Origin of the sequence: Klebsiella sp. 141203 (genome assembly GCF_032601985.1) — a bacterium.
Classification (GTDB): Bacteria; Pseudomonadota; Gammaproteobacteria; order Enterobacterales; family Enterobacteriaceae; genus Klebsiella; species Klebsiella aerogenes.
This window is the reverse complement of the sequence record NZ_JAQIRL010000001.1, coordinates 1,312,228-1,332,266: the sequence shown is the minus strand read 5'-3', so window position 1 is coordinate 1,332,266 and position 20,039 is coordinate 1,312,228. Positions and strand designations below refer to the sequence as shown.

At 54.9% G+C, this 20,039-nt stretch carries 14 protein-coding genes, 1 tRNA gene and 1 pseudogene; 8 read left to right on the top strand and 8 right to left on the bottom strand.

Annotation, left to right across the window (positions count from 1 at the left end):
* Positions 1-16 precede the first annotated feature (16 nt).
* On the bottom strand, positions 17-2,677 hold the full coding sequence (gene rcsD, locus PGR29_RS06375; protein ID WP_087860128.1) for a phosphotransferase RcsD: 2,661 nt from the start codon (positions 2,675-2,677) through the stop codon (positions 17-19).
* Positions 2,678-3,448: 771 nt separating this feature from the next.
* Between rcsD and PGR29_RS06370 the strand changes: the two are divergent.
* The 6 genes and pseudogenes from PGR29_RS06370 to mgtE all read left to right on the top strand — a co-directional run bounded on the left by PGR29_RS06370 (position 3,449) and on the right by mgtE (position 10,812).
* Positions 3,449-4,540, top strand: a pseudogene (locus PGR29_RS06370) (porin OmpC).
* A gap of 103 nt (positions 4,541-4,643) precedes the next feature.
* Complete coding sequence (gene apbE / locus PGR29_RS06365) at positions 4,644-5,696, top strand: FAD:protein FMN transferase ApbE (protein WP_316424267.1); 1,053 nt, start codon at positions 4,644-4,646, stop codon at positions 5,694-5,696.
* A 72-nt stretch (positions 5,697-5,768) separates the two neighbouring features.
* Positions 5,769-6,839, top strand: a complete 1,071-nt coding sequence (ada, locus tag PGR29_RS06360) for a bifunctional DNA-binding transcriptional regulator/O6-methylguanine-DNA methyltransferase Ada (RefSeq protein WP_316424266.1) — start codon at positions 5,769-5,771, stop codon at positions 6,837-6,839.
* Complete coding sequence (alkB, locus tag PGR29_RS06355; RefSeq protein ID WP_087860133.1) at positions 6,839-7,498, top strand: DNA oxidative demethylase AlkB; 660 nt, start codon at positions 6,839-6,841, stop codon at positions 7,496-7,498. Before ada ends, alkB begins: the two co-directional genes overlap by 1 nt.
* 68 nt (positions 7,499-7,566) lie before the next feature.
* Positions 7,567-9,210 carry a multidrug ABC transporter permease/ATP-binding protein gene (locus tag PGR29_RS06350; RefSeq protein WP_087860134.1) on the top strand — a complete coding sequence of 548 codons (1,644 nt, stop codon included), beginning with the start codon at positions 7,567-7,569 and terminating at the stop codon, positions 9,208-9,210.
* Positions 9,211-9,375: 165 nt separating this feature from the next.
* Positions 9,376-10,812 carry a magnesium transporter gene (mgtE, locus tag PGR29_RS06345; RefSeq protein ID WP_015706137.1) on the top strand — a complete coding sequence of 479 codons (1,437 nt, stop codon included), beginning with the start codon at positions 9,376-9,378 and terminating at the stop codon, positions 10,810-10,812.
* Here the strand turns inward: mgtE and PGR29_RS06340 are convergent.
* On the bottom strand, positions 10,775-11,983 hold the full coding sequence (locus PGR29_RS06340; protein WP_316424264.1) for a SulP family inorganic anion transporter: 1,209 nt from the start codon (positions 11,981-11,983) through the stop codon (positions 10,775-10,777). The two genes, mgtE and PGR29_RS06340, sit on opposite strands and share 38 nt — an antisense overlap.
* A gap of 278 nt (positions 11,984-12,261) precedes the next feature.
* Here PGR29_RS06340 and mqo point away from each other — a divergent pair, with 278 nt between their 5' ends.
* Positions 12,262-13,896, top strand: a complete 1,635-nt coding sequence (gene mqo, locus PGR29_RS06335; protein WP_047043232.1) for a malate dehydrogenase (quinone) — start codon at positions 12,262-12,264, stop codon at positions 13,894-13,896.
* Between the two features lie 46 nt (positions 13,897-13,942).
* Here the strand turns inward: mqo and eco are convergent, their stop codons facing one another.
* The 5 genes from eco to PGR29_RS06310 form a co-directional block, all read right to left on the bottom strand.
* Positions 13,943-14,434, bottom strand: coding sequence for a serine protease inhibitor ecotin (gene eco, locus PGR29_RS06330; RefSeq protein ID WP_087860136.1), 492 nt, complete (start codon positions 14,432-14,434; stop codon positions 13,943-13,945).
* Positions 14,435-14,563: 129 nt separating this feature from the next.
* Positions 14,564-15,673 (bottom strand): AI-2E family transporter, encoded by a 1,110-nt coding sequence (locus PGR29_RS06325; protein ID WP_316424263.1) that lies wholly within the window; start codon positions 15,671-15,673, stop codon positions 14,564-14,566.
* 182 nt (positions 15,674-15,855) lie between these two features.
* Positions 15,856-15,932, bottom strand: a tRNA-Pro gene (locus PGR29_RS06320).
* Between the two features lie 76 nt (positions 15,933-16,008).
* Entirely contained in the window at positions 16,009-17,769 is a 1,761-nt protein-coding gene (gene yejM, locus PGR29_RS06315) for an LPS biosynthesis-modulating metalloenzyme YejM (RefSeq protein ID WP_316424262.1), read from the bottom strand.
* A gap of 19 nt (positions 17,770-17,788) precedes the next feature.
* Positions 17,789-18,016 carry a YejL family protein gene (locus PGR29_RS06310; RefSeq protein ID WP_045377048.1) on the bottom strand — a complete coding sequence of 76 codons (228 nt, stop codon included), beginning with the start codon at positions 18,014-18,016 and terminating at the stop codon, positions 17,789-17,791.
* Positions 18,017-18,204: 188 nt separating this feature from the next.
* Between PGR29_RS06310 and yejK the strand changes: the two genes are divergently transcribed.
* Positions 18,205-19,212 (top strand): nucleoid-associated protein YejK, encoded by a 1,008-nt coding sequence (gene yejK, locus PGR29_RS06305; RefSeq protein ID WP_015365669.1) that lies wholly within the window; start codon positions 18,205-18,207, stop codon positions 19,210-19,212.
* A 39-nt stretch (positions 19,213-19,251) separates the two neighbouring features.
* Here the strand turns inward: yejK and PGR29_RS06300 are convergent, their stop codons facing one another.
* Positions 19,252-20,013, bottom strand: coding sequence for a DeoR/GlpR family DNA-binding transcription regulator (locus tag PGR29_RS06300; RefSeq protein WP_316424344.1), 762 nt, complete (start codon positions 20,011-20,013; stop codon positions 19,252-19,254).
* Between the last annotated feature and the right edge of the window lie 26 nt (positions 20,014-20,039).

The window sequence follows — 20,039 nt, the reverse complement described above, 5'->3', positions numbered from 1 at the left end:
GTATTAGGCTACCTTGCTACAGCAAGCTCTTGACGTAACCGTCAATGTCGCTGATGTATTTTTCTATACCTTGGGCATCTCTTTCATGAATCAGATGCTCAAGCGCTTCACATAACTGCTTGCCGGGTATCAGATTAAGCATCGCAAACGCCCCTTTGAGGCGGTGAGCGGTCTGCGCCAGCGCAGCGAAATCGCTGATGGTGAATTCAGTATACAATCTCTGAACATCATCCGGAACAGTGTCGGCAAACAGCGCGTAATAACCGCTGGCATGGAGTTCAGCATTTCCTTCATTTCCAGTTGAGGAGGGCTGAATCTCTTCTTGCGCCAGCTGTTGCTCAATCAGCTGCAGGATAGCTTCCTGCATGGCAGTGCTGATATTAAAATTGACGCTCAACTGACCTGGGCCAATTTTGCGTATCCCAACCTCATCATCGCTTAAAAGCAAGCCTGAAGCAGTAAGATTAGACGGATTATCAGTTAAAAAGAGATCGTACTCTTGACTTGCGAGTCTTTCGTCCGGGGTGATGCAACTTGCGCCCCAGCTCTCTAACTGGCGCGTCACGATGCGGCGTACTTCATTGGCGGTAATGTCAATCATCACGACCACATCGTCCAGCAGGTGTTCGCCGGAGTCGCTCTCTTCCTCGCTTGCCGCCATTTTAAGGTGTAGCGAGTAGCGGGTGCCGAGCGATTCCCGCGCCTTAATATTAAGCTGCCCGCCAAGCTTGCGGGTTAAACGGTCGCATAACCAGAAGGTGAGGGCATTAGCCTTGCCGTACTGGTCGGCTTGCGTCTCGTTAAGGAACGGGAAGTGCATATTATCGATTTCATTAGCGCTCACGCCGTTGCCGGTATCAAGGATACGGAAGGTCAGACGATCGTCGGCCGATTCATCTTTGCTCACCTCAAGCGTAACTTTTCCTATTTGCGTCGTGGTAATAGCGTATTGGATCAGCAGTAACAGCGTACGACGCAGCGCATCGCGGTCGCCATAGCGCTGTTCGTTAGCAGGCAGCGCGTTATTGATTAACAGCTGAAGTCCTTTGCGTTTGATCATCGGCAGAACTTCAGGAACCACTTCATCTATTAAGCCCTGGATAGAGAACAAACCGGGAGTGGTTTTCCAGGCGTCGCTTTCCAGTAAGTTCGCCAACTGAATCTCATCGATAAGATGAACCAGTTCATCGGCATGCTGCGCCAGTTTTCGGCTTTCATGAATGCCAATTGCCGCCGCTTCCTGCGCCAGAGTCTGCGCGGGGTCTTTGAGTGCGGCGCCAATATTTTGCATAAAAGCGATGCGCCCCTGCTGATTTTTTTCATACAGTCGCTGGGCTTGCTTAAGCTTTTTATTCACCAGTACTTCTCTATCCTGATCGCGAATAATCAGGATCTGCGTACGAGGAGCTACCTGGCTTCGGTACTGGCGGATTTCATAAAGTTCATTATTGATCGTCGCCTGAATGACCCCTTGATGCTGATCGGCCATGTTGGTGATGTTCTGCAGGTTCAGATGAGGCAACAGATGATCGGCGATCGGGTTGCTGATAATAGTGCGATTGGCTTCCTGATCGTGCACCAACAGGCCCAGCGGCAGCAAAGAGACAATCTCTTCATTAATTGCGCGCTGAGCGCGAAGTTCGCTGTTGGCGGCGGTGGGTGCCGCGCTAACGCTGCCGGGGCTACGGCGACCGCTATAGTTGCGGAAAGTAGTAAAGCCAAACAGGGTTAATGCCAGCAGACCAATGGTGAGCAGCAGCGGCAGTAAAATATTCTGCAGCGATTCCATCAGCAAAGTGCTGAACGGCACGACCCACACCAGCCGCATGCCGGTGGTATTAATGGCGGTGGTTATCTCAATTCGTAGGCCATTGAAGCTGACGCTAACGTTATCAACGGCTTCTTTATCAGGGCTGTTGGCGGCATTCTGCGCCGGATCTGCCTCCAGACGGAAGCTGTCCAGCGACATGCTTGGCGGGATGAGGTCGTTAATCGGTAAATCGAAAGCCACCACCGTTGCCAGGTGGCCCGGTTGGTTAAAGGTGGTACGCAGAGTGAAGTAGTGGCCATTTTGCCAGGTCAAATGGCGCAGCGAAGAAAAGGTTTCACGCTCATCCAGCGTATTTGCCTGCAGCAGCATTTCGGCGCGGCGGGATTCCACGACGCTGCTTATCGTCGATTCTTTAAAACTCGAAGACAGATCTTTCAGCGGCAGGGTAGAGACCAGAATCAGGCTGTTATCCAGCCCGTTGAGGTAGTACATCGACCAGGGGATGGTTTCTGCGCCCCATAGAATATCGAGATAGTTAGAAATCTTCTGCGTCATCTCAAGCGTCGAACTGTCATGAGATCCGAAAATCAGCGCTTCGGTTTTGCGTCGAGGCTTTTCCAGATAGTAGACGTCCTGCTTCAGTCGGGTTTCCTGTAGCCCATCGCTTGAGGTACTGGAGCTGGTGGCGGCGATATTGTCGTAAATCTGCCAGGTGGCGTAACGCCAGGTATCGATGCGTTTATGCAATGCGTGGCTGATATCAACCACCTGGTAACTTCTGTCTTTTAGCCACGTATTGACCGAGCTTTGGATCATCACGCCCATCGTCGCGAGCAAGACGATAACCATCAAAATGAAGAAGCGGGTGATGTTGCCTGGGATCAGGGAGAATTTTTTTTGGGTCATCGCGTAGCAGAGCTGCTCAGTAGTGTTTGTAAACAAGATGTTGCGCCATAGTGACGGGCAGCACAACGAATACTGGCTGGAAGTATAAAGGCTAAAACGGGAAATCCATACAACAGATTGACGCTGAGGGATCTTTTAATGCTGAGATTTGTCTCAAAACCATAGCGACGACGAATATGTACAGTGGAATTGATCTTGTACAATTAACCGGCATTTGTTGCAGATAAATAGCACGAAAAAACAAGAAATTGGCGAAATAGGCTGACTTTCATTCGGAATTGATTGATTAATAGTCGTTATTTTTTTCTGCGTTAGCACAGCCTAATTAAAGATACGTAAAGAAGGGTAAAAAAAACCGGATGCGAGGCATCCGGTTGAAATAGGGGTAAACAGACATTCAGAACTGAATGACGGTAATAAATAAAGTTAATGATGATAGCGAGGATTATTTTAGTCCTCGGAGAAGATTTTGTTTTACCATTCAGTGCTATACATTTACCAGCTTTCAATGATTTGATTTTAAAGATAAATATTATTTTTTTGATTTTTGATGCTTATTTTGACGACCATTATCGTGCCTGAAAAGTTCCTTTGAATTTACAAATTGAAACATCTTGTGCGCATTTTGAAACACCTTAGAAGTTTTCGTATCATATTCTTGTTGGATTATTCTGCATTTTGCAGCACAATGAATACAGCCGACTGATTAGAAGGGTAATCAGTAAGCAGTGGCAATAATAAAAGGCATATAACAAACAGAGGGTTAATAACATGAAAGTTAAAGTACTGTCCCTCCTGGTACCAGCACTGCTGGTAGCGGGCGCAGCAAATGCGGCTGAAATTTATAACAAAGACGGCAACAAATTAGACCTGTACGGTAAAATTGATGGTCTGCACTACTTCTCTGACGACAAGAGCGTAGACGGCGACCAGACCTACATGCGTATCGGCGTGAAAGGCGAAACCCAGATCAACGACCAGCTGACCGGTTACGGCCAGTGGGAATACAACGTTCAGGCGAACAACACCGAAGGTTCTGACAAGCAGTCCTAGACTCGTCTGGCATTCGCTGGTCTGAAATTCGGCGACGCGGGTTCTTTCGACTACGGTCGTAACTACGGCGTTGTTTACGACGTAACTTCCTGGACTGACGTTCTGCCGGAATTCGGCGGCGACACCTACGGTTCCGACAACTTCCTGCAGTCCCGTGCTAACGGCGTTGCTACCTACCGTAACTCTGACTTCTTCGGTCTGGTTGACGGCCTGAACTTTGCTCTGCAGTACCAGGGTAAAAACGGCAGCGTGAGCGGCGAAGACATGACCAACAACGGTCGTGGCGCTCAGAAACAGAACGGCGATGGCTTCGGCACCTCCGTGACTTATGATATCTGGGACGGCATCAGCGCTGGTTTCGCGTACTCCCACTCTAAACGTACTGATGATCAGAACACTCTGGCACTGGGTCGCGGCGACAACGCTGAAACCTACACCGGTGGTCTGAAATACGACGCTAACAACATCTACCTGGCGACTCAGTACACCCAGACCTACAACGCAACTCGCACTGGCGACATCGGTTTTGCTAACAAAGCGCAGAACTTCGAAGTGGTTGCTCAGTACCAGTTCGACTTCGGTCTGCGTCCGTCCGTGGCTTACCTGCAGTCTAAAGGTAAAGACATGGGCCGTTACGGCGACCAGGACATCCTGAAATACGTTGACCTGGGTGCGACCTACTACTTCAACAAAAACATGTCCACCTACGTTGATTACAAAATCAACCTGCTGGACGACAACCAGTTCACTAAAGATGCAAGCATCTCTACTGACAACGTTGTGGCTCTGGGCCTGGTTTACCAGTTCTAAGCAAGCTGAAGTGTTGAAAAAGGCGCCTGCGGGCGCCTTTTTTTATGCCCGGTTTAACCTCGCTGGTATACTCTGGCTGCCTTTGTAACAGGAGCCCGTTTTCATGGATACCACCTTTTTCCGCGCCGCCTTTTTCGGCCTTTGCGTTCTGCTTACCGGCTGTGATTCCGCGACATCCCCGGCCACGCCAAAATCCGCCGCCACCGTGCTCGATGGCAAAACGATGGGGACCTATTGGCGCGTTAGCGTCGTCGGGCTGGATCCGGCGAAAGCCGAAGATTTACGCCATAAAGTTCAGGTGCAGCTCGATGGCGACGATCTGCTGCTTTCGACCTGGAAAAACGACTCCGCGCTGATGCGCTTCAATCATGCCGCCACGACCAAACCGTGGCCGGTGAACGAAGCGATGGCGGATATCGTCACTCTGTCGCTGCGTATTGGCGCAAAAACCGCCGGAGCGATGGATGTTACCGTCGGGCCGCTGGTCAATCTATGGGGATTTGGCCCGGATAAGCAGCCGGTAAAAACGCCGACGGAGCAGCAAATCGCGGCGGCAAAAGCGCGTACCGGGCTGCAGCATCTGACGGTGATTAACCGCGCCGACCAACAGTATCTGCAAAAAGATATTGCCGATTTATTTGTCGATCTTTCCACCGTCGGCGAGGGCTACGCGGCCGATCATCTGGCGCGGCTGATGGAGCAGGAAGGAATTGCCCGTTATCTGGTGTCGGTTGGCGGCGCATTGGTCAGCCGTGGGATGAACGGCGACGATAAACCCTGGCGAGTGGCGATTCAAAAACCGACCGACCGTGAAAACGCCGTCCAGGCGATAGTCGATATCAACGGCCACGGCATCAGCACCTCCGGCAGCTATCGCAACTACTACGAGCTGGACGGCAAACGTATTTCTCACGTTATCGATCCGCAAACCGGGCACCCCATCAACCATAAGCTGGTTTCGGTGACGGTAATTGCGCCGACCGCGCTGGAAGCCGACGGCTGGGATACCGGGCTGATGGTATTAGGGCCGGAAAAAGCGCAACAGGTGGCACACGAGCATGGGCTGGCGGTCTATATGATTGTCAAAGAGGGCGACGGCTTTAAGACCTGGATGTCGCCGCAGTTCCGCACCTTCCTGGTCGGCGAGCAGAATTAAAAAGCAAGAAGCGCAGTTTTTTAGAGCGGAGCAAGGCGCAAAGTAGGGATACACTTACAGCAGGAGCCCGCTATGAAACCGATGATTGCCGATATGACTAACGATGACCGCCGCTGGCAGGCGGTCTGCGAACGTGACGCCAGCGCCGACGGGCAGTTTGTCTTCGCCGTGTTGACCACCGGCGTCTGCTGCCGTCCCTCGTGCCGTTCACGGCGCGCGCTACGGGAGAATGTCCGCTTTTATGCTGATGTCGAAGCCGCAAAGGCCGCCGGATATCGCCCCTGTAAACGGTGTCGGCCAGATAATCTCGACCCCGACCAACAGCGGGTCGAGAAGGTGGCCGCCGCCTGTCGTCTGCTGGAACAAGAGACGCCAATCACCCTTGAGGCGCTGGCGCAGCAGCTGGCGGTCAGCCCGTTTCACTTCCATCGTATTTTTAAATCCGTCACCGGGCTCACGCCCAAGGCCTGGCAGCAGGCCTGGCGCGCGCGGCGCCTACGCGAAGCATTAAGCCACGGCGAGAATGTCACCAGCGCGGCATTAGCCGCCGGCTTCCCTGATTCCGCTAGCTATTATCGCCATGCAAACGAGACGCTGGGCATGACCGCCCGCCAGTTTAAACGCGGCGGCGAAGATGTGGCGATTAGCTGGGTTTGCAGCGATAGCGCCTCTGGCCGGTGCCTGGTGGCGTTCAGCGAACGTGGCGTATGCGCCGTGTTGCTGGGCGATGACGATAAGGCGTTATATGCGCAGCTGGCGAGCTTGTTTCCCGGCGCCCAATTACAGGTGGGTGATGATACGTTTACCGAACGCGTGGCGCAGGTGGTTGCCCATCTGGATAATCCGCAGCAGGCGGTGAATTTGCCGCTGGATATTCGCGGTACCGCTTTCCAGCAACGGGTGTGGCAAGCCTTGCGCCAGATCCCGGCAGGCGAAACCCGCAGCTACCGCGAGGTGGCTCACAGCATTGGTCAACCGCGCGCGGTCAGAGCGGTTGCCGGGGCCTGCGCTGCCAATAAGCTGGCGATAGTTATTCCTTGCCATCGGGTGGTGCGTGAGGGCGGGGCGCTTTCCGGCTATCGTTGGGGAAGCGAACGCAAAGCGCTGCTGCTGGCGCGCGAAGCAAAAATACGGGAGAAATAATGCTCGATCTGTTTGCCGATACACCGCCCTGGCAGGAGCCGCTGGCCCCCGGGGCGATGATATTACGCCGTTTCGCCGTGCAGCGCGCGCCGGCGCTGCTGCAGGCCATCGCCGGAGTGGCCAGCGCTTCTCCGTTCCGCCAGATGGTGACCCCCGGTGGTTATACCATGTCGGTGGCTATGACCAACTGTGGCCAACTCGGCTGGACGACCGATATGCACGGCTATCTCTATGCGCCGGGCGATCCGTTGACCGGCGAGCATTGGCCGCCGATGCCATTGGTTTTTCAGCAACTGGCGGCGGAGGCGGCGCAGGAGGCGGGTTATGCGCATTTTTCCCCGGATGCCTGTCTGATTAACCGCTACCAACCGGGCGCGAAGCTGTCGCTGCATCAGGATAAAGATGAGCATGATTTGCGCGCGCCTATCGTTTCAGTGTCGCTGGGTCTGCCGGCGGTGTTTCAATTTGGCGGGCTTAAACGTAACGATCCGCTGCGCCGGCTGCTGCTGGAGCATGGCGATGTGGTGGTGTGGGGCGGCGAATCACGGCTCTTCTATCACGGCATCCAGCCGCTTAAACCGGGGGAGCATCCGCTGACCGGCGCCTGTCGTTACAACCTCACGTTTCGTCTCGCGGGTCACCGGCAAAAACAAAAATAAGAATTATTCTTGCTGTCGTCGGTAAGCCGTTTAAACTGCTGGCTGTTTGCTTGTCCGGATCGTAGCTTATGGAATTACTTGTTCTTGTTTGGCGCCAGTACCGCTGGCCGTTCATTGCCGTCATGGCGCTGAGTTTGCTCAGCGCGGCGCTGGGTATCGGGCTTATCGCCTTTATTAACCTACGTCTGATTTCCCTTGTTGATACCTCGCTCACCGTGCTGCCGGAGTTTCTCGGCCTGCTGCTGCTGTTGATGGCGGTCACGCTCGGCTCGCAGCTGGCGTTAACCACGCTTGGCCACCACTTCGTCTATCGCCTGCGCGGCGAATTTATTAAACGCATTCTCGACACCCAAATCGAAAAGATCGAAAAAATCGGCAGCGCTTCGCTGTTGGCGGGCTTAACCAGTGACGTGCGTAACATCACCATCGCCTTTGTGCGCCTGCCTGAGCTGGTGCAGGGGATTATCCTGACCTTCGGGTCCGCCGCCTACCTGGCGTTTCTGTCAGGAAAAATGATGCTGGTGACCGCGGTCTGGATGGCGGTCACTATCTGGGGCGGCTTTGTGCTGGTGGCGCGCGTCTATAAGCATATGGCGACCCTGCGCGAGACCGAAGATAAGCTGTATCATGATTACCAGACGGTGCTGGAAGGGCGCAAAGAGCTGACGCTGAACCGCGAACGCGCCGAATATGTTTTTAATCAGCTGTATCTGCCGGATGCCCGCGACTATCGCCACCACATCATTCGCGCCGATACCTTCCACCTGAGCGCGGTGAACTGGTCGAATATCATGATGCTTGGCGCCATCGGTCTGGTGTTCTGGATGGCTAATGGCCTCGGGTGGGCCAATACCGCGGTGGCGGCGACCTATTCTCTGACGCTGCTATTTCTGCGTACGCCGCTGCTGTCGGCGGTGGGGGCGCTGCCAACCTTGCTCAGCGCCCAGGTGGCATTCAATAAACTGCATCAGTTCGCGCTGGCGCCTTATCGCGCCGGTTTCCCCGAGCCGCAGGCGCATCCGCACTGGCAGACCCTGGAGCTGCGCGATGTGTCGTTCCATTATCCTGATAACAGTTTTGCCGTCGGGCCGATTAATCTGACTCTCAAACGCGGCGAACTGGTGTTTCTGATTGGCGGCAATGGCAGCGGCAAGTCGACGCTGGCGATGTTGCTGACCGGGCTGTATCAACCGTTCTCCGGGCAGATCCTGCTCGATGGTCAACCGCTGGCGGCGGAAAAACCAGAAGATTACCGCAAGCTATTCTCGGCGGTATTTACCGATGTCTGGCTATTTGATCGTCTTTTGGGGCCAAAAGGCGAACGCGCCGATCCGGCGCTGGTCGCGAAGTGGCTGGCGTATCTGAAGATGGACCACAAGCTGCAGCTGGAAGAGGGGAAAATCCTCGATCTGAAGCTGTCTAAAGGGCAGAAAAAGCGCGTGGCGCTGCTGCTGGCGCTGGCCGAAGAGCGCGATATCATTTTGCTCGATGAATGGGCAGCGGATCAGGATCCGCATTTCCGCCGCGAGTTTTATCAGGTGTTACTGCCGCTGATGCAGCAAATGGGAAAAACCGTGTTTGCCATCAGCCACGATGACCACTATTTCCAGCATGCCGATCGCCTGCTGGAGATGCGCAGCGGCAAGCTTAGCGAGCTCACCGGCGTTGAGCGCGAACTGGCGACCCGCGACGCGGTCGCGCGTACCGCCTAACGCTTTTGCTGATTACCCGATCCGGGCTTTCTCGCCCGATCGGGCCATATTGCTGGTTTTTGCGGCAGATAAATTGCTGGCGGTTATTATTTCTCCCTCCTCGCGCTATGCTTATGGCTGCGGCCATGCAGGTCGACTTCTATTCTCACAAGGATTGCCTGAGCGATGTCCGTTTTGCATAAAAAAAGCGCCCGATTACGCGATGAAGAACGCGCCCGCCTGATTTGGCTATTAAGTACTGATAAAGCCGTCACCTCCGCGCTGCTGGGGAAACTCACCCTCGCGGAGCGCTATGATGAAGGGACGCTGGCCGATGACCTGGCGGAAGTGGAAGTACTGGTGTCGCATCTACCGCCGCCGGACCTCGCCGATGCCCTGGAAGCGCTGCCTTATGACGCGCGTACCGCGCTGTGGGGGCTGGTTGCCGATGACAAGCGCGGCGAGGTGCTGCTGGAGGCGTCAGAGAGCGTATGGGGCGATCTCATCGACAAGATGAGCGATCACGACCTGATATTTGCCCTGCAATCGCTGGATATTGATGAACAGGTTTACCTGTTGCAGCACCTGCCGCGCGACTTAACCGGCCGCCTGCTGGCGACGCTGCCGCCGGATAAACGCGCGCGCATTCGTCAGATGATGCGCTACGCCGATAACACCGTCGGCGCGATCATGGAGTTTGAGGTGATTACCGTTCGCCCGGAAGCCACTCTGGCGGCGGTACAGCGCTATCTGCGCCGTCTGGGCAAAATGCCGGAAAACACCGACAAACTGTTCGTCACCACCCGTAATAAACTGCTGCTCGGCGAGCTGGAGCTGCAGACAATTCTGCTCAATGATGCGCAAAAGCGCGTTGGCGAAGTGATGGAAGGCGATCCGGTGACTTTCCAGCCGCAGGAAGAGGCGGAAAAAGTGGCGCGTACCTTCGAACGTGATGACTTACTGAGTGCTGCGGTGATTGATGCCGACGGCAAGCTGATGGGGCGTTTGACCATCGATGAAATCGTCGATGTGGTGTACGAAGAGACCGATAATGACCTGCGCCGGATGGGCGGTCTGAGCGAAGATGATGATGTTTTTGCGCCGGTGAGCAAAGCGGTGAAAACCCGCTGGGCGTGGCTGGCGGTGAACCTCTGTACGGCGTTTATCGCTTCTCGGGTGATCGATGGCTTTGAACATACGATTTCGCAGCTGGTGGCTCTGGCCTCGCTAATGCCGATCGTCGCCGGGATAGGCGGGAATACCGGCAATCAGACGATCACCATGATCGTCCGCGCGATGGCGCTGCAGCAGATCCAGCCGGGAAGTTTTACCTTCCTCATCCTGCGCGAGATGGGCGTCGCGCTGATTAATGGCCTGGTATGGGGCGGGATAATGGGCGCTATCACCTGGTGGCTGTATGATGACCCGCAGCTTGGCGGGGTGATGACGTTGGCGATGATGCTCAACCTGCTGATGGCGGCGATGATGGGGGTTATCATCCCGATGGTGATGGTCAAGCTGGGGCGCGATCCGGCGGTCGGCTCCAGCGTGATGATCACCGCGATTACCGATACCGGCGGCTTCTTTATTTTCCTTGGTCTGGCGACGCTGTTTCTGATGTAAGCTGCGCTTTTACGCGCAGGCGGCGAGGGATGAGCGCCATCGCGATAAGCCCCGCCAGTACGCCGATCGCCAGATTACTGGTAGTGACCGTCACGATGACGGTTACCGCCATGACCACCGTTTCCGGCCACGGATTGCCCGCCAGCGCGGTTGGGCGAATGCTCTGCCAGCTGAAGGTTTTCACCGCCACGATCACCATGACCCCGGCCAGCACCGCCATTGGAATTTTGGCCATCACCTGGCTTAGCACCGTCACCAGAAGCAGCAGTACCAGACCGGCCACTATTGTCGATAGGCGGCTACGCGCCTTGCCCATTTCCACGTTAACGATAGTCTGGCCGATCATCGCGCACCCGGCGATGCCGCCATAGCAGCCCGCGAGGATATTGGCGATCCCCAGTCCTGCGCTCTCACGCGACTTATTTGACGGCGTATGGGTGAGATCGTCAACCAGCTTTGCCGTCAGCAGCGATTCCATCAGGCCGACAAAGGCGATACTCAGGGCGCAGGGCCAGATAATTTTCAAGGTGCTTAAATCCAGCGGCACCGCCAGCGCGTTGAAGCCCGGCAGACCGCCGCCCATAGCGCCTTCATCACCCACGGTTGGCAGGAGCTGTCCGCTGGTGACGGTATAAGCGGTAAGGAGGACGATAGCGATAAGCGGCGCCGGCACGGCTTTGATAAAACGCGGCGCCCACAGCACGATGAGTAGCGTCAGAACGAACAGGCCGACGATGAGCGGCTGCCTGCTCCAGAAATGAGGTACCTGGGCGAAAAAAATAAGAATGCCGAGCGCATTAACAAAACCGGTCATCACCGCTGGCGGGATAAAGCGCATCAACCGCGCCATACCGCAGATCCCAAACAAAATTTGAATAATACCAGCCAGAATGACAGCAGGCAGAATATACCCTACGCCATGCTGATGTACCATCGGGCCAATCACCAGGGCGACAGAACCTGCCGCTGCCGTCACCATCGCGGGGCGCCCGCCAAGAACCGACATCGCCAGACAGAGCACCACCGAAGCAATCAGGCTGACCTGAGGGTCAACGCCGGCAATGACCGAAAATGAAATGACTTCAGGAATTAACGCCAGGGCAGTCAGCACGCCAGCAAGGGTCTCACGGGTTATCAACGCCGGAGAGAGTGTGCGGGAAGTTGAGGGCATAAAAGTTCGCGGATGATAAAAAATTTGAATTGAGACAAGCCGCAGTTGACGTGCGCTCCATCACAGAACGGGAGATGATAGCGCGGAAAGGGCCATCATACCAGTACAAAAAGTGATTTTGTGTACACATTTATTAAACATTTTTATAACAGATCTCAAAACTCAACTTAAAATTTAAACAATATTTAAATTTTTGAGTACAGGTGGTACCTTTGATCCCGAGAATCGTTTCACCTGCGCTAAATAAAAAAAGCGAGTAAAAGTAAGGCTCAAATCCGATGAAGAAAAAGATGGCCGTACCCAGCTCACAGGCGGTTGGTTCCAATACAAATCGGACCAACACCCGCCATGAGCAAGAGACGGATGTATTGTTGATTGGCGGCGGTATCATGAGCGCCACGTTGGGAACCTGGCTGCAGGAACTGGAGCCGGATTGGTCTATTACCATGGTCGAGCAGATGACCAGCGTTGCCGAGGAAAGCTCGAACGGCTGGAACAATGCGGGTACCGGCCATGCGGCGCTGATGGAGCTCAACTACACGCCGCAAACCGCCAATGGGATCAATATCGACAAAGCGGTCGATATCAATGAGTCCTTCCATATTTCTCGTCAGTTTTGGGCCCATCAGGTGACCCGCGGTATCCTGACTAAGCCGAAATCCTTTATTAACAGCGTGCCGCACATGAGCTTTGTGTGGGGTGAAGACAACGTTAACTTCCTGCGCGCGCGCTACGCGGCGCTGCAGCAGAGCGAGCTGTTCCGCGGCATTCGTTATTCTGAAGATCATCAGCAGATCAAGGAGTGGGCGCCGCTGGTGATGGAAGGTCGCGATCCGCAGCAAAAAGTGGCGGCAACGCGTACCGAAATGGGCACCGACGTTAACTACGGCGAGATCACTCGCCAGCTGATCGCCGGGCTACAGACGCATGATAATTTCTCTCTCCAGTTAGGTACCGTCGTTCGCCGCTTTAAGCGCAATGCGGACAACAGCTGGACGGTGACGCTGGCGGATGCCAACAATCGTCACCAGAAGCGGACGATCAAAACCAAATTCATCTTTATTGGCGCGGGCGGCGCTGCCCTGACGCTGCTGCAGGAAACCGGTATTCCGCAGGCGAAAGAGTACGCGGGCTTCCCGGTTGGCGGACAGTTCCTGGTATGTGAGAACCCGGAAGTAGTTAATCATCACCTGGCGAAAGTCTACGGCCAGGCGGAAGTTGGCGCACCGCCGATGTCGGTGCCGCATATCGACACCCGTATTATCGACGGTAAACGCGTGGTGCTGTTCGGGCCGTTCGCGACTTTCTCGACCCGCTTCCTGAAAAACGGTTCGCTTTGGGATCTGCTGGCCTCGACGAATACCTCGAATATTCTGCCAATGCTTAACGTCGGGATGGATAACTTCGACCTGGTGAAATATCTGATTAGCCAGGTATTGCAGAAAGATAAAGATCGTCATGCCGCGCTGTGCGAGTACTACCCGGAAGCGCGTAAAGAAGACTGGCGCCTGTGGCAGGCCGGCCAGCGTGTACAGATTATCAAGCGTGATAAGAAAATGGGCGGCGTGTTGCGTCTTGGCACCGAAGTAGTGTGCGATGACGAAGGCACCGTAGCCGCGCTACTGGGCGCTTCTCCTGGCGCGTCGACGGCGGCGCCGATCATGGTGCAGCTGTTGGAGAAAGTCTTCAAAGATAAAGTACAGACGCCGGCCTGGCAGGCGAAGATGAAAGAGATCGTGCCGAGCTACGGCATGCGTCTGGATGGTAATCCGGCCGCTATTGAGCAGGCGCTGGCGTGGACCAGTGAAGTGCTGGGGCTACACTACGAGCCGACGACCGCGGCAGACGACGTGCCGCAGGCCGAACTCAAGCCGCTAACCGGCGGAAAACCGATGGCGGATATCGCGCTATAACAAAAACGGCAGCCCTCGGGCTGCCGTTTTGTATTACCGCTGGCGATTAACGCTCCACGGCATTACCGATAGTTTCTTCAGCTTTCCAGATGCGGTATTTCACTTCAACGTTGGCTGGAGTATAAACCACGATCGGCAGCTTGCTGTTGTAACGCAGCAGGCCTTCATCGCCGAGACCCGCGGTAATAAATTTCTTCTCTTTCTTACCGTCCGGGCAGGCCATCATGGTGGAAACCGGGGACGTCAGCTTATCAAAGACATAGTAGTCATAGCCCCAGCCTTCCAGCGTTTTACTTTCCAGTTGACCGCCCAGGCGATGATGGTTGCAGTCGACTTCCAGCGTCTGGCCAATCATCAGTTCAACTTTTAACGCGGATTCATCCTGCTGCTGCGGCAGCTGAATCACCTGACGCTTCATCCCTTTTTCCGCTTTCGGATAGGGGGCGATTTTCTCCAGCGGCTGTTCAGCGGCTAACGCGCTGGTGGAAACACAGGCAACGGCCAGCAGAGAAACAGCAAGCGTAGCGATTTTTTTCACGGTTGATCATCCTTTATTATCGTTACTAACCAATACAGACTAACATCATTGCCCTGAATGGTAAGAGTTATTTACCATTATTTTCAATATGAATAGTGAAATGCACTAGTAAAGTGAAACGTGCGTCAGCTATTCATCGCGGCTGTTTTTGGCTTCTTCAATAAACTCTTCGTCCAGTAAGTCGGCGTTCCCGGCGTGTTCACGGCCCGATAACAGGTTCCAGCAGGCAATAAACAAGGCGGCAATCAGCGGGCCGATGACAAAGCCGTTGATGCCATAGATTTCCATGCCGCCAAGGGTGGCAATCAGGATCAGATAATCCGGCATTTTGGTATCTTTCCCCACCAGTAGCGGACGCAGAATGTTATCCACCAGGCCGATGACAATGACGAAGAAACCGACAATAAACGCCCCTTGCCACAATTGCCCGGTGGCGAACAGGTAAATCGCCGCCGGCACCCAGATAATGGCGGAGCCCACCGCCGGGATGAGTGACAGAAAGGCCATTAAAGCGCCCCACAGAATGCTGCCATCAAGACCGACGATCCAGAATGCAAAGCCGCCGAGCGCCCCCTGTGCCAGCGCGACGGCGACGGTACCTTTAACCGTCGCCCGCGCGACGGCGGCGAATTTGGCAAACAGGTGCTGTTTGACATAATTGGATAGCGGCAAAGATTCGAGGATTAACAGCACCAGATAAGGGCCATCTTTCAGCAAGAAGAACAGCAGATATAACATAATGCCGAAGCTGACGGTAAAGCCAAACGTCCCTTTACCGATCAGGAAGGCGCTACCGGCCAGATATTGTCCGCCTTTCAGGGCGGCATCGGATAGTTGCTGCTGAATTTGTTCCGCGCTATCGAGATTGTGCTCTGAGAGGAAACTTCTGGCCCAGCTCGGGAGATGGGCAAACAGGTTGGCGACCACCGTCGGAAACTGGGTGTCATTATGCTGTAGCTTGGTGTAGACCACGTTTAGCTCGAAGGCTAGCGACGAAATGATAATCGCCAACGGGGTGAAAACAATAAGACAGATAATGACGACGGTCAGTAGCGCCGCGATACCGTTGCGTTCACCGACGCGCGTACGGATGTTGTTTTTTATCGGATTAAATATCACCGCCAGGATAGCGGCCCACAGGATAGCGGAATAGTAAGGGGAGAGTACGTCAAAAAAGGCCAGGGTAACGATCAGTAAAATAAGGATAAAAAATCCTTTGGGAAGTCCTTTAACTCTCATTGGGTCCGCTCCAGATGATAACGAATACAGTCGAATAATAGATGGAATTTAACAATTTGCCATCAGGATAATCGCAGTCTTAGCGGGAAGGGGAGTACAAGCATTAAAAAACCCGCGCTCTCAGAGAGAGTGCGGGTTCTAAAGGGGACCGATGGTTGTAGCAACCTATCGGTTAAATTTTTTGGTCGGCACGAGAGGATTTGAACCTCCGACCCCCGACACCCCATGACGGTGCGCTACCAGGCTGCGCTACGTGCCGACGCGTGGAGGATAATATTACCCGTTCCCCCATCGAATGCAAGCGACCGACAACTGATTGATTTAAAATTAATCAATCAGTTAGCGATAAAGCGTTTTTCATCCGTCAGCACCTGCAGCAGCAGGCTAAGCTGCGGTTTTTGGTCTTTCACCTTCTCGCCATCGCTGTTCCAGGTGTGATAGGTGCCGTTGTGGTCGAGCACTACGGTCATCGTTGGCGTGGTAATCGCCAGTGTATCGCTATTAGCGGCGGTGACCCAGCTGCGGCGGCGCGCCGGGCTAAACAGGTCTTCGCCCTGCGAATATTCATTCGCTGGCGTTGAGACGTGTAGCAGACGCTGCATCAGCGTCGTCATCACGTCTTTGTTGTCCGTGAGCGCTGAGATCTCCTGCGCTGGGGTTCCCGGCCAGTGGATAACCAGCGGTACCTGCAGATTGCCGCGTGACCAGTCGAATTTACCCTGCTTGCTATCCAGCGGCATACCGTGCCCGGCGGTAACAATCACCACCGTATTATCCAGTTTGCCCGCTTTACGCAGCGCGTCGAGCACGCGGCCAATTTGCGTATCGACGTCGCCCGCGGCGCGCCCGTAGGTGCGGGCAAAATTCTGCTGCTGGCTGTTATCAATATTAGTGCCGTTCAGCGATACCCACGAGAACCAGCGGTTCTCATCCTGGGCGTAGCGATCCAGCCAGCCGATCCATTGGTCGGCCGTTTGTTCATCGCTCTGCGTTTTAGCCGCCGGCAGCGAGAAGTCCGACAGCAGCGCCTGGCGATAAAGCGGGCTGCTGAAACCGTCCGATGAGAACAGGCCCAACTGGTAGCCCTGTTGGTTGAGGGCGGTAATCAGCGCCGCCGGGATCCGCGCCGAGAGCACGCCATCCATATAACCCGGCGATATGCCGTAGAACAGGCCGAACATTCCGCTATCGGTGCTATTACCGGAGCTCATATGCTGGCTAAAGTTGACGCTTTCTTTCGCAAAAGCAGTCAGCTGCGGCATGTTCTTTTCGAAGCGTGAATAGTTGAGGTTATCCACCGTAATGAGCAGCACGTTGTAGCCCGTGCCGAGGTCGCGATAGCGCAGATCGCTCAGCGGATACTGCACCGAGACCGCTTCCGGCGCGCCTTGCTCAACCAGACGGCGCTGATAGTCTTGCGCATCGAGCAGGCCGTGCTTCTCAAGGAAGCGGCGAGCGGTCATCGGATAAGAGAGCGGTAAGTTGGCCCGCTGCATGGTGATCGGGCGATAGAAATTGGCATCCGCCCAGATATAAATCAGGTGGCTGCTGATAAACGAAATAAAGAAAAACCAGGCGACGGGGCGCGCGTAGTGGCGGCGGCGCGTCAGGCTGCGCAGCTTTTGCCAGCTCCAGGTGGCGAAGAGCATCTCAAGCAGGAAGATGATCGGTACGCTGATAAACATCAGCTGCCAGTCGCGAGCCATCTCGTTCTGGTCGGGGTTAATCACCAGTTCCCAGACGACAGGGTTTAAGTGCAGGTGGAAGCGAGTGAAGACTTCGCTATCGATCAGCAGCAGCGTCATCCCGGCGGTGGCGAAGATGACCGACAGGAAGCGCATAAGTCGCTGCGAGCCGACGATAAAGGTCAGCGGGAAGAGAATCAGTACATAGCTGGTGAAAACCAGAAAACTGAAATGACCAACGAGGCTGACATACGAGAATACCCGCCCGGCAAGCGTCGTTGGCCAGTCGGCGACAAAAAGATAGCGGCTGCCGAGCGCCATTGCCAACAACATGTTGAACAGGGCGAACCAGTGTCCCCAGCTGACCATCTGGGAGACTTTTTCTCGGTAGGGCTGACGAAGAGTCACCATATACTGTTGTTCGTTATCCTTAGTGCGCGGGATCGTCGTTAATGGACGATTGCAGCGCCTGGGCGAAAGAACGGGCGATTGCCTGACGCTGCGCCGGCGCGACGCTACTGTTGATCAGGTTGGTCACCATATTGCCCAGCACCATCAGTGATAGGTCAACCGGCGCTTTGTGTGTTTCCAGGACGTTCGTTAGCTCGCTGAGCAGCTGCTCGACCTGTTCATCGCTATAGCGGGATATTTGTGGCATAAACTCAAAATCTGTTTGTTCGTGAAAGGGCAACATATTACCGTAGCAGCAGCTTTTTTTCCGCATTTTTTCGCCACGGCGCAAAAGCGCCCAGCAACGCGAGACTCAAGCGTAAAAGAGGCATCTGCCGGTTGCGTCGTCGTCCCGGTGGTGGTTGAATACCGCCCGGTCTAAAAGGAGAGTTTAACATGAGTCTGGATATCGACCAGATTGCCCTGCATCAGTTGATCAAACGTGATGAACAGAATCTGGAACTGGTGCTGCGCGAGTCGCTGCTGGAACCAAATGCCACTGTCGTGGAAATGATGGCTGAACTGCATCGTGTCTACAGCGCAAAAAGCAAAGCCTACGGCCTCTTTAATGAAGAGAGCGAGCTGGCGCAAGCGTTGCGTTTACAGCGTCAGGGTGAAGAAGAGTTTCTTCCTTTCAGCCGTGCGGCAACCGGCCGCCTGCGCGATGAGCTGGCGAAGTATCCGTTTGCCGAAGGCGGCATCGTATTGTTCTGTCAGTATCGTTACCTGGCGGTCGAGTATCTGCTGGTGGCGGTGCTCAATAATCTGAGCAGCATGCGCGTCAACGAAGAGCTGGATATCAGTTCCACGCATTACCTGGATATCAACCATGCCGACATCGTGGCGCGTATCGATCTGACCGAGTGGGAAACTAATCCCGAATCGACCCGTTATCTGACTTTCCTGAAAGGGCGCGTGGGGCGTAAAGTCGCCGATTTTTTCATGGACTTCCTCGGCGCCAGCGAAGGGCTCAATGCCAAAGCGCAGAACCGCGGTCTGCTGCAGGCGGTGGATGATTTCGCCGCTGACGCGCAGCTGGATAAATCCGAGCGCCAGAACGTGCGCCAGCAGGTGTATGCCTACTGTAACGAACAGCTGCAGGCGGGCGAAGAGATCGAGCTGGAGTCGCTTTCTAAAGAGCTCTCCGGCGTCAGCGAAAAGAGTTTCCAGGAGTTTACCGCTGAGCAGGGCTATGAGCTGGAGGAGAGCTTCCCGGCGGACCGCAGTACGCTGCGCCAGCTGACCAAATTTGCCGGTAGCGGCGGCGGCTTGACCATCAATTTTGACGCGATGCTGTTAGGCGAGCGCGTATTCTGGGATCCGGCAACGGATACGTTGACCATTAAAGGCACGCCGCCGAATCTGCGCGATCAGCTGCAGCGTCGTACCTCAGGCGGTAATTAATCCCTGCTGATTATCCCGGCGGAACATGATGCCGCCGGGTTAACCTTCTACCTGAATAATCCCGACGCCGCTTTGCTTAAGCTTCTGACGTAACTTGTCATCCAGTACGCTGTCGATAACCACTGTGCTGGCAAGATTAAGCTCGCCGATGGCAAACGAGGAGGCGGAATTAATTTTTTCGGCAGAGGCCATCACCACGGTTTCTGCGGCTCTGGCCGCCAGCGCGCGCTTAATGCCCGCCTCTTCATAATCACCGGTGGTAAAGCCCGCATGCGGGTGCACGCCGGTCACCCCCATAAAGAACAGATCGGCATTAATCCGCGCCATCGCCGCTAGCGTCTCGGCGCCGACCGTGACTACCGAATGTTTAAACATTGTACCGCCGAGCAGGATCACCTCGATCCGCGGATGCTCGACCAGCGCCACGGCGATCCCTGGACTGTGCGTCACCACGGTACAAGCAAGGTCGGCGGGGAGCGCGGCGATCATCGCCGTGGTGGTGGTGCCGCCATCGACGATAACCACCTGTCCTGGCTGGATAAGCGCCGCCGCCCGGCGGGCTATCGCCTGTTTGGAAGCCATCTGCACGCTTTTTCTGCTTTCTATTGGCGCAATAGCGGCCGATACCGGCAGCGCGCCGCCGTGGACCCGTTGCAGCTTACCTTCCGCCGCCAGTTCGCGCAGATCGCGACGAATGGAGTCTTCTGAGACCTGAAAGCGCTGGCTTAACTCCCCCGACATCACCTGTTTTTCTGCGGCAAGGATCTGCAGGATATGCTGTTTTCTCTGGCTGGCGAGCATGTTGTTCACTTCACGATTGATCTTGT

What these genes read in the sequence shown, in the direction of transcription:
- rcsD (WP_087860128.1), bottom strand. Translation starts at nt 2,677, where the DNA reads ATGACCCAAAAAAAATTCTCCCTGATCCCAGGCAACATCACCCGCTTC.
- apbE (WP_316424267.1), top strand. Translation starts at nt 4,644, where the DNA reads ATGGATACCACCTTTTTCCGCGCCGCCTTTTTCGGCCTTTGCGTTCTG.
- ada (WP_316424266.1), top strand. Translation starts at nt 5,769, where the DNA reads ATGAAACCGATGATTGCCGATATGACTAACGATGACCGCCGCTGGCAG.
- alkB (WP_087860133.1), top strand. Translation starts at nt 6,839, where the DNA reads ATGCTCGATCTGTTTGCCGATACACCGCCCTGGCAGGAGCCGCTGGCC.
- PGR29_RS06350 (WP_087860134.1), top strand. Translation starts at nt 7,567, where the DNA reads ATGGAATTACTTGTTCTTGTTTGGCGCCAGTACCGCTGGCCGTTCATT.
- mgtE (WP_015706137.1), top strand. Translation starts at nt 9,376, where the DNA reads ATGTCCGTTTTGCATAAAAAAAGCGCCCGATTACGCGATGAAGAACGC.
- PGR29_RS06340 (WP_316424264.1), bottom strand. Translation starts at nt 11,983, where the DNA reads ATGCCCTCAACTTCCCGCACACTCTCTCCGGCGTTGATAACCCGTGAG.
- mqo (WP_047043232.1), top strand. Translation starts at nt 12,262, where the DNA reads ATGAAGAAAAAGATGGCCGTACCCAGCTCACAGGCGGTTGGTTCCAAT.
- PGR29_RS06325 (WP_316424263.1), bottom strand. Translation starts at nt 15,673, where the DNA reads ATGAGAGTTAAAGGACTTCCCAAAGGATTTTTTATCCTTATTTTACTG.
- yejM (WP_316424262.1), bottom strand. Translation starts at nt 17,769, where the DNA reads ATGGTGACTCTTCGTCAGCCCTACCGAGAAAAAGTCTCCCAGATGGTC.
- PGR29_RS06310 (WP_045377048.1), bottom strand. Translation starts at nt 18,016, where the DNA reads ATGCCACAAATATCCCGCTATAGCGATGAACAGGTCGAGCAGCTGCTC.
- yejK (WP_015365669.1), top strand. Translation starts at nt 18,205, where the DNA reads ATGAGTCTGGATATCGACCAGATTGCCCTGCATCAGTTGATCAAACGT.
- PGR29_RS06300 (WP_316424344.1), bottom strand. Translation starts at nt 20,013, where the DNA reads ATGCTCGCCAGCCAGAGAAAACAGCATATCCTGCAGATCCTTGCCGCA.